Genomic DNA, 592 nt, shown 5'->3' with positions numbered 1-592 from the left:
AGATGTAGATGCGTATCCTGATTGACGATAGCTCTCAGCGCGCTGATCGACTCAACTGTTAGGTGTGAACCTTCATCGATTGATTTCATAAACTCGTCCACTTCCAATAGTTTCGACATCGAACTGAGAAAGCCTTGGTTGATGACCTCGATAAATGAGCGAGGTTCGGTCGTTAGGGATTGGTTGCTCAGAACTACGTGGTTGATTTCATCAATCGACGTGCTGGTTCGAGTTGCTAAAGTTCTCACTTCATCCGCAACCACTGCAAATCCTCGTCCATGTTCACCAGCTCTAGCTGCTTCAATCGCTGCATTTAGAGCTAGGAGATTGGTTTGTGAGGCGATGCTGTCGATCACTTTGACGATTTCAGTGACTTGCTGCGAGGTTTTAAATAGCTCTTGAACTTTATCATCACAAGCGGTGACGGCACTCAGTACTTCTTCAATCATGGTGCGAAACTCATTCAGAGAATGTTCTGCGCCGCAGACGTTTGATGTGGCTTCTTCGCTGGCATTTCTCGCGATAAAAGAAGAGTCGGCTATCGCTTGAGAGATGTTTAAATCCCTTTGAACTTTATCAGTGATGTCAGATG

Annotated in this window: 1 protein-coding gene; it reads right to left on the bottom strand. The window is 45.6% G+C overall.

The genetic code is table 11. The annotated features are described in order from the left end of the window. A partial coding sequence (locus R7Z77_RS26955) for a methyl-accepting chemotaxis protein (protein WP_318137251.1) occupies window positions 1-592 on the bottom strand: 592 nt, incomplete at both ends.

It is taken from the genome of Vibrio sp. 1401 (assembly GCF_033340295.1).
The sequence above is the reverse complement of the archived record's forward strand: the minus strand, read 5'-3'. Positions and strand labels throughout refer to the sequence as shown.